The 8,401-nt window shown below is 74.1% G+C and carries 6 protein-coding genes; 2 read left to right on the top strand and 4 right to left on the bottom strand.

Annotated features, from left to right (window positions below; genetic code table 11):
* Nucleotides 1-176: 176 nt before the first annotated feature.
* The 4 genes from PV341_RS12645 to rsmI form a co-directional block, all read right to left on the bottom strand.
* The gene (locus PV341_RS12645; protein WP_500357766.1) at nt 177-1,424 is read right to left on the bottom strand and encodes a resuscitation-promoting factor; all 1,248 of its coding nucleotides are present in this window, start codon (nt 1,422-1,424) and stop codon (nt 177-179) included.
* 231 nt (nt 1,425-1,655) lie between these two features.
* Entirely contained in the window at nt 1,656-2,561 is a 906-nt protein-coding gene (locus tag PV341_RS12640; protein WP_500328985.1) for a TatD family hydrolase, read from the bottom strand.
* Nucleotides 2,562-2,592: 31 nt separating this feature from the next.
* Complete coding sequence (locus PV341_RS12635; protein ID WP_500328984.1) at nt 2,593-2,991, bottom strand: hypothetical protein; 399 nt, start codon at nt 2,989-2,991, stop codon at nt 2,593-2,595.
* Nucleotides 2,992-3,182: 191 nt separating this feature from the next.
* Entirely contained in the window at nt 3,183-4,067 is an 885-nt protein-coding gene (gene rsmI / locus PV341_RS12630) for a 16S rRNA (cytidine(1402)-2'-O)-methyltransferase (protein WP_499512282.1), read from the bottom strand.
* Between the two features lie 90 nt (nt 4,068-4,157).
* Between rsmI and PV341_RS12625 the strand changes: the two genes are divergently transcribed.
* Nucleotides 4,158-5,888 carry a dolichyl-phosphate-mannose--protein mannosyltransferase gene (locus PV341_RS12625; protein ID WP_500328983.1) on the top strand — a complete coding sequence of 577 codons (1,731 nt, stop codon included), beginning with the start codon at nt 4,158-4,160 and terminating at the stop codon, nt 5,886-5,888.
* Nucleotides 5,889-5,979: 91 nt separating this feature from the next.
* Nucleotides 5,980-8,400, top strand: coding sequence for a SpoIIE family protein phosphatase (locus tag PV341_RS12620; RefSeq protein WP_500357764.1), 2,421 nt, complete (start codon nt 5,980-5,982; stop codon nt 8,398-8,400).
* Nucleotide 8,401: the final 1 nt, after the last annotated feature.

The following is an 8,401-nucleotide window of genomic DNA, read 5'->3' as shown; positions in this document are numbered from 1 at the left end:
CGCAAGGCGGAGAGTCGTCCTCGTAGTGGGCTACTCGGACGATTCGACGACTCCCCCGGGCCGAAGGCTGGGGGAGTGCCGTGCCTGGGGCACCTCCCAGCGCCGGCTGGGGGGGAGCGGCGCGGGGTGGGGGCACCCCCGGCCGAAGGTTGGGGGAGGACACCTGACGACACGGCCTAGGAGTAGAGCTTGCGGCCGCACACCGGCCAGGGGCTGGCACCGCGCTGGATGTACAGGCGCTTGGCGCGGTACGTCTGCTCCTTGGCGGAGGCGTCCTGGGGGCGGCCGTGGCCGCCCAGGTTGCGCCAGGTGCGCTGGTCGAACTGGTAGAGGCCGCCGTAGGTGCCGGAGGCGTCCACCGCGTTCGGGCGGCCGCCCGCCTCGCACCGGCCGAGGGCCTTCCAGTTGAGGTGGTCGGCGCCCTGGACGCTGTCGGGGAGCGGCTTGGTGCCGACGCGCACGACCTGCCGCACGGGCTCGCGCAGCACCTCCTCGGCGATGCGCCGCGGCTTGCGCCGGACCCCGTCGACCGTGCGGTACGCGTACGTGACGCGGCGCAGCCCGTTCCTGCCCCGGGTGTCGACGGCGGTGGTGCCCTCGAACAGCGAGGGGTCCTGCGTCCGCTCGACGGGGAAGGGCACCGGCTCCTCGTGGACCTCGTCGTGGCCCCGGATGCGCCGGACGGAGATCGTCTGGCCCTCGCGCGGGAAGCTGTCGGGGTCGGCGGAGGTGGTGTCGAGGCCGTGCAAGGCGATGCCGGCGTCACGCAGCGCCTCGCCGACGGTGGCGGCGTTGGTGCGGACCGGCCGTTCGTGGCCGTCGACGAGGAAGGTCACCTGGCGTTCCGTGCGGACGTCCAGCTCCAGCCCGTGCCGCCCGATCGCCTCGCCGCGGGAGGCGGACAGGTACGCGCCGTCCGCGCGCACGCCCAGCTGACGCAGGGCGCCGTCCACGGTGCCGGCCGTGGTCCAGATCCGCCGGGGCCGGCCGTCGAGGGTCAGCGCGATCGGGCGGCCGTAGCGGACGGCGACGGTGTCGCCGTCCTGCAGCGCCGCGTCGGGGTCGGGGGCGACGATGTCGTGGTCGCCGACGTCGATGCCCTGGCGCTGCAGCAGTTCCTCCACGCTCCCGGCGAAGGTGTGCAGGGTGCGCGGCCGGCCGTCCACGCTGAGCTGCACGGCCTTGCCGCCGGCGAGGTAGGCGGTGCTGCCGCCCGCCAGACAGGCGACGACCAGGGCCTGGGGCAGCAGCCTGCTCAGCGCGTCCGGGCGCCGTGCGGCGCGCCTGCGCCGGGCGGCCGCACGTCCGGGGCGCGGCTCGACGTCCTCGTCGACGGGGGCCGTGCCCGGTGTCCTGCGGTAGGGGCCGTCCGCGTAGGACCGTGTTCCGGCCTGCGTCGTGCCCGCCTTGCTCATGTTGCTCACGGCGTACCTCCGGCCCGGTCCGATCGGACCGAACCGGGACCATAGCGGAGGATTCGTCACTCTCCCAAGCCGAACGGTCACGCCGTGTCGCCGGACGAGGGGGCCGCGACACCCTTCGTGACCGTGGTCAGCGCGCCCTGCGCCGCCCCCGGCGGCCGCCGGCGCGGCCACCGGGCGTCCGGAATCGGACATCCGGAGTTACGCCGACCGCGCGAACCGCGCGACGCGGCGTCAGTAGCCGAAGGCCCGGGCCGTGTTGGCCCCGATGGCCGCGGCGAGCTCGTCCTCCGCGGCGCCCCGGGCGGCGGCCATGGCCCGCACCGTGACCGGGATCAGGTACGGGGCGTTGGGGCGGCCGCGGTGCGGTACGGGGGTGAGGAAGGGCGCGTCGGTCTCGACCAGGAGGAGCTCGGCGGGGGCGACGGCGACCGCGTCGCGCAGGTCCTGGGCGGACTTGTAGGTGACGTTGCCGGCGAAGGACATGTAGTAGCCCTTGTCGGCGCAGAGCTTGGCCATCTCCGCGTCGCCGGAGTAGCAGTGGAAGACGACGGTGCCGGGCGCGCCCTCCTCGTCGAGGATGCGCAGCACGTCGGCGTGGGCCTCGCGGTCGTGGATGACCAGGGCCTTGCCGTGCCGCTTGGCGATGTCGATGTGGCGGCGGAAGGAGTACTGCTGGGCCTCGACCCCGTCGGGCCCGGTGCGGAAGTAGTCCAGCCCGGTCTCGCCGACGCCGCGCACCTGGGGCAGCGCGGCGAGGGCGTCGATCTGCGCGAGGGCGGCGTCCAGCGCGGACAGCCCGCCCGCCTGCCGCGCCCCCTGCCGGCTCCAGCCGTCGGGGTCCCCGTGGACGATCCGGGGGGCCTCGTTGGGGTGCAGGGCGACCGCCGCCCACACCTGGTCGTACGCCCCGGCGGTGCGCGCCGCCCAGTGGGAGCCGTCGACGTCGCAGCCGACCTGGACCACGGTCGTCACGCCGACGGACGCCGCCTTCGCCAGCGCCTCCTCGACGCTGCCCTCCTGCATGTCGAGGTGGGTGTGCGAGTCCGCCACCGGGACCGCGAGTGGTTCGGGGAGGGGAGGGGCGGCGGACGCGTCCTTCTTCGGGCGCCGGCTCTGGCTCTGGTTCTGCTCGGGCATGCCCCAGATCCTAGGCGGGGGGCCGAGGCGGCTACCGGGCGTCCCTCCTGCGGTGCAGCAGGTTGCGGGGCGACCAGTGCCGTGCGCGGCGCTCGGCGTCCTCCACGGCGGGCGAGGCCGGCACCCGGCGCATGTCGGAGGCCGCGGGCAGCGGGCCGGCGGCCGCGGTGGCCGACCAGGACCCGGCGACATCGGAGACCTGTCCGGCCCGCATGATGCGGACCTTGTGGCTCTCGCACTCCACGCACGTCGGCCGGGTCAGCGGGGACGGTACCCGCTTGCCGTCCGCCATGTACCAGACGACCTCGTGACCCTGTGCGTCGACGTGGTGCTCGATCTCGTACGCCTGCTCCCATCCCCGTCCGCAGCTGATGCAGACGAAGGCGTACGCCTCACGAACCGTGCCATCGGTTCCGATGGTCTCGCTCATGGCAGCTCCTGTTGCCCTCCGGACGAGGCGTCCGGAGCGGGACTTCCCTCCATCAGCGAACGCCCGGGAAGGCGCCGGCGATAGCGGGGGTGCCCTTTCTTGAGCCAGTTTTGGGGAGTATGTGACACGGGGCCGAGCAGGCGGCCCAGGTTTTTCCCTCTCCTACGATAGGACTTTGCACCGCGCCGCGTTTAGCCGGTTGTGGGCTGGTTCGCGGCGTGCTTCGCGGACACCACGGCGTCGAAGACCTCCCGCTTGGGCAGCCCCGCCTCCGTCGCCACGGCCGCGATCGCCTCCTTGCGCCGCTCCCCCGCCTCCTCACGGACCCGGACCCGGCGCACCAGCTCGGCGGCGTCCAGTTCCTGCGGCCCGGTCTCCGGGGCGCCCTCGACGACGATCGTGATCTCCCCGCGCACCCCCTCGGCGGCCCAGGCCGCCAGTTCCTCCAGGGGACCGCGCCGGACCTCCTCGTAGGTCTTGGTCAGCTCCCGGCAGACGGCGGCCCGGCGCCCGGCGCCGAAGGCCTCGGCCATCGCCGCGAGGGTGTCGGCGAGGCGGTGCGGGGCCTCGAAGTACACCAGGGTGCGCCGCTCCCCCGCGGCCTCGCCCAGCCGGGCCCGCCGCTCGCCGGCCTTGCGGGGCGGGAAGCCCTCGAAGCAGAAGCGGTCCACGGGCAGCCCGCTGAGGGCGAGCGCGGTCAGCACGGCGGACGGTCCGGGGACGGCCGTCACCCGGATGTCGCGCTCGACGGCCGCCGCGACCAGCCGGTAGCCGGGGTCGGAGACCGAGGGCATCCCGGCGTCGGTGACGAGCAGCACCCGGGCGCCCTCCTCCAGCGCCGTGACCAGCTCCGGGGTGCGGGCCGTCTCGTTGCCCTCGAAGTAGGACACGACCCGCGCGGTGGTGGTCACGCCCAGGGACTGGGTGAGCCGGCGCAGCCGCCGGGTGTCCTCGGCGGCGATCACGTCGGCCCCGGCCAGCTCCGCGGAGAGCCGGGGCGGCGCGTCGGCGACGTCACCGATGGGGGTCCCTGCGAGCACGAGTACGCCTGCGGCCGGTCCTGCGGAGCTAGTCACCGCCCCAGTCTCCCATCCGCCGCACACCCGGCCGGGCCCGCCGCGGCACGGCGGCGTACGCCCGGTTGGCCCGGTCCTCAGCACATACACATGCGGCTTCCCTACGATGGCCCGGTGACGAGTGACACCGCGACGCATGCGCACCGGGTCGAGGACGCCCCCAAGGCCGCGGAGGAGCAGAGCCCCTGGCAGCGGCAGCTGCGCCGCTTCGGCTACGTGGACCGCCCGCGCCCCGACGTGCGCGAGCGCCTGGTCCCGCCGTTCCCCGAGCCGGGGACACGGGCGTGGGCGGCGCTCGGCGTGGGCCCGGCGACGGCGCGCCGGCTGGCCCGCTGGACGGGCTGGGGCGGGCCGCTGCTCGTGGCGTTCTTCGCGGGCCTGCTGCGGTTCTGGAACCTGGGCAGCCCGCACGCGGTGATATTCGACGAGACGTACTACGCGAAGGACGCCTGGTCGCTCCTGCAGTACGGCTACGAGGGCAGCTGGCCGGACAAGGCCAACGACCTGATCCTCGCCACCCCGCCCTCCATCCCGCTCTCCGACGCCCCCTCGTACGTGGTGCACCCGCCGGTCGGCAAGTGGGTGATCGCCTCCGGTGAGTGGATCTTCGGGCTGAACCCCTTCGGCTGGCGCTTCGCGATGGCGGTGCTCGGGACGCTGTCGGTGCTGATGCTCTGCCGGATCGGCCGCCGGCTGTTCCGCTCGACCGCGCTGGGCTGCCTCGCGGGCGGCCTGATGGCGGTCGACGGCCTGCACTTCGTCATGAGCCGCGTCGCCCTGCTCGACCTCGTCGTCATGTTCTTCGTGCTGGCCGCCTTCGGCTGCCTGCTGATCGACCGGGACCGCGCACGGGCCCGGCTCGCCGCCGCCCTCCCCGAGGGCCGCCCGGACGACCGCGTCGCCTCCTTCACGTGGCTGGGCGTCCGCCCGTGGCGGATCGCGGCCGGGATCTGCCTGGGCCTGGCCATCGGCACCAAGTGGAACGGCCTGTACGTGCTGGCGCTGTTCGGCGTCCTCACCGTGCTGTGGGACGCCGGCGCCCGCCGCGTGGCGGGTGCCCGCTACCCCCGGCTGACGGCGTTCTGGCTGGACGGGCTGTGGGCGGGCCTGTCCATGGTCGGCGTCGCCGTCGTCACCTACCTGCTGTCCTGGCTCGGCTGGTTCACCACCGACAAGGGCTACGACCGTGACTGGGCCAAGGGCGATGGCGGCTTCCCCTCCCGGTCCTGGGCGGCGCTGCGCAGCCTGTGGCACTACGAGTCGCAGGTGTACGACTTCCACGTCAACCTGCACTCCCCGCACACCTACCAGTCCAACCCGTGGAGCTGGCTGGTCCTGGGCCGCCCGGTGTCGTACTTCTACGAGTCCCCCAAGCTCGGCGAGGACGGCTGCACCGCGGCCGGCGGCTGCGCCCGCGAGGTGCTCGCGATCGGCACCCCGCTGCTGTGGTGGGCCGGGTGCTTCGCCCTGCTGTACGTCCTGTACCGCTGGATCTTCCGCCGCGACTGGCGCGCCGGCGCGATCGCCTGCGGCATCGCGGCCGGGTACCTCCCGTGGTTCCTCTACCAGGACCGGACGATCTTCCTCTTCTACGCGGTCGTCTTCGTGCCCTTCCTCTGCCTCGCGGTCGCGATGATGCTCGGAGCGATCCTCGGACCCCCCGGCGCGAGCGAACGCCGCCGCATGTGGGGCGCGGTCGGCGCGGGCACGCTGGTGCTGCTGATCGTCTGGAACTTCATCTACTTCTTCCCGCTCTACACCGGGCAGACGATCCCCATGGACGCCTGGCGCGACCGGATGTGGCTGGACACCTGGATCTGACCCGCCCGGCCGCGGGGCCGCTGACCTGCTCGGTGACCGTTTGCAGGGGGACGACCACGGACCTAGCGTGAACCCCGAGGGAATGTCACGTATGTCCGCCCCCGATCGCAACGTGCCCGGTCAGGCGTCGGCGCTCGACAGCGTCGGCGCGGCTCTGGCGGTGGTCGACGCGGAGGGGGTCCTCGTCCGCTGGACCGAGGTCGCGCAGAGGCTGCTGGGCTACGCGGCGGCGGACGTCCTGGGCAGGCCGGCGTCGATGCTGCTGGACGGCCCGGAGGGCGGGCCGCGGGGGTTCACGTGGGAGTGGGCCGGCCCGGTCGCGCTGCGGCACCGCAACGGCGGGCCGCTGGACGTGGACCTGCGGGTGACCGGGTTGCCGGGGGCCTCGGGCATGACGGACTGGTTGGTCTCGACGGCCGGGGTCCCTCCGTCCGTGCTGGAGTCGGCCGCGGAGCTGTGCCCCTTCCCGATGGCGATCTGGGACAGCGACCTGCGCACCGCGTGGCTGAACGACGCCCTGGCCGAGGCGTTCGGCCTCTCCCGGGAGGAGCGCCTGGGCCGGCACCTGGACGAGTCACCGCTCTACTCGAACACCGAGCAGGTCGAGGCCCTGCTGCGCGAGGTCCTGGAGAGCGGCGTCCCGGTGATCGACCGGGAGCTGAGCCAGCTGGACCGGCTGCGGCACCGCGCGTACGCGCTCTCCGTCTTCCGGATCGAGGACGTCCGCCACGGCCGGGCCGGCGTCTGCTCGGTCAACGTGGACGTCACCGAGAGCCGGCGGGCCAGGGACCGCATGACCGTGCTCGGCCGCGCGGCGACCAGCATCGGGACCAACCTGGACGTCCTGCAGACCGCGCAGGACCTCGCCGACCTGCTGGTGCCGCTGCTCGCCGACTACGCGACGATCGACCTCGCGGAATCGGTGCGGCTCGGTGACGCCCCGCTCACCCGGCTCGGCCCGCTGGAGGACGGCAACGTCCCCGTCTTCCACCGGGCGGGGATCGCCTCGGTCCACCACGACTTCCGGGAGTCGCTCTACGCACGCGGCAGCCCCGTCTTCGTCCCCCCGCACTCGCCGTTCATCGAGGTGCTGAGCTCCGGCCGGACGTACATGGAGGCGGAGCTGGACACCGAGCCCGGCACGTGGCTGGAGGAGGACCCGCGGCGACTGGAGCGGGTCCTCGACCTCGGGATGCACAGCCTGCTGATCCTCCCGGTCGTCGCGCGGGACGAGATCCTCGGTGTCGCCGTGCTCGTCCGCAGCGAGAACCCCACGCCGTTCGACGAGAACGACCGGACGCTCGCGGAGGAGCTGGTCAGCCGGGCCGCCCTCAGCCTGGACAACGCCCGCCGCTACACGCGCGAGCACACGATGGCCCTGACGCTGCAGCGCAGCCTGCTCCCCCGCAACCCGAGCGCCGGGTTCTCCCTGGAGACGATCTGGCGCTACCTCCCGGCGGACACGCAGGACGGCGTGGGCGGCGACTGGTTCGACGTGATCCGGCTGTCCGGCGCCCGGGTGGCCCTGGTCGTCGGGGACGTGGTGGGGCACGGGCTCAACGCCGCCGCGGCCATGGGGCGGATCCGCACGGCGGTGAGCACCCTCGCCGGCCTGGACCTGCCCCCCGACCGGCTGCTGTCCGCGCTGGACGACCTCGTCGTCCGGCTGGGTTTCGAGGACTCCGACGAGCCCTCGCCCGCCGCCGGCATCCTCGGCGCCACCTGCCTGTACGCGGTCTACGACCCCACCGACGAGCGCCTGACCATCGCCCGGGCCGGGCATCCGCCGCCGGTGATCATCACCCCGGACGGCACCGCGGGCTTCCCGGAGATCCCCGCGGGCGCGCCGCTGGGCGTGGGACTGCGGTCCTTCCCGTCGGTCGACCTGGAACTGCCCGCGGGGAGCGTGATCGCCCTGTACACCGACGGGCTCGTGGAGACCCGGGACGGTGACATCGACGAGGGCCTGGAGCGCCTGCGGACCGCGCTCAGCCGGCCGCCGGGCACGTCGCTGGAGGACCTGTCCGCCGCGGTGGTCGACCTGCTGCCCAAGAGCGGGCAGGACGACGACGTCGCCCTGCTGCTCGCCAAGACCTGCCGGCTGAGCCCCGAGCGGGTGTTCCGCGTGGAGATGCCCGCCGATCCGGCCGCGGTCGGACGGGTGCGGGCCGAGGCGGCCCGGCAGCTGTCCGCCTGGGGGCTGGACCGCCTGCGGGCGGCCGCCGAGCAGATCGTCGGGGAGTTGCTGGCCAACGCCGTCCTGCACGGGGCGGGACCCGTACGGCTGCGGCTCATCCGGCACATGAAGCTGGCCTGCGAGGTCTTCGACGCCGGTCCGGGCCCGCCGCTGCCGCGCCGGCCCGACCCCACCGACGAGGGCGGCCGGGGCATGCTGATCGTCGCGGAGCTGTGCACGCGGTGGGGTGTCCGCAGGACCTCCGAAGGCAAGATCGTCTGGGCGGAACTGGCCCTCACCGACGAGGAACGGCTGCCGCCCGGGCCGGAACGCTGAG

The sequence above is a fragment of the Streptomyces sp. PA03-1a genome, assembly GCF_033792805.1.
In the GTDB taxonomy this organism is placed as follows: domain Bacteria; phylum Actinomycetota; class Actinomycetes; order Streptomycetales; family Streptomycetaceae; genus Actinacidiphila.
The sequence above is the reverse complement of the archived record's forward strand: the minus strand, read 5'-3'. Positions and strand labels throughout refer to the sequence as shown.

Excerpts from the sequence above, each read along its gene's own strand:
- PV341_RS12640 (WP_500328985.1), bottom strand. The coding sequence starts at position 2,561 with ATGCCCGAGCAGAACCAGAGCCAGAGCCGGCGCCCGAAGAAGGACGCG.
- PV341_RS12635 (WP_500328984.1), bottom strand. The coding sequence starts at position 2,991 with ATGAGCGAGACCATCGGAACCGATGGCACGGTTCGTGAGGCGTACGCC.
- PV341_RS12625 (WP_500328983.1), top strand. The coding sequence starts at position 4,158 with ATGCGGCTTCCCTACGATGGCCCGGTGACGAGTGACACCGCGACGCAT.
- PV341_RS12620 (WP_500357764.1), top strand. The coding sequence starts at position 5,980 with ATGTCCGCCCCCGATCGCAACGTGCCCGGTCAGGCGTCGGCGCTCGAC.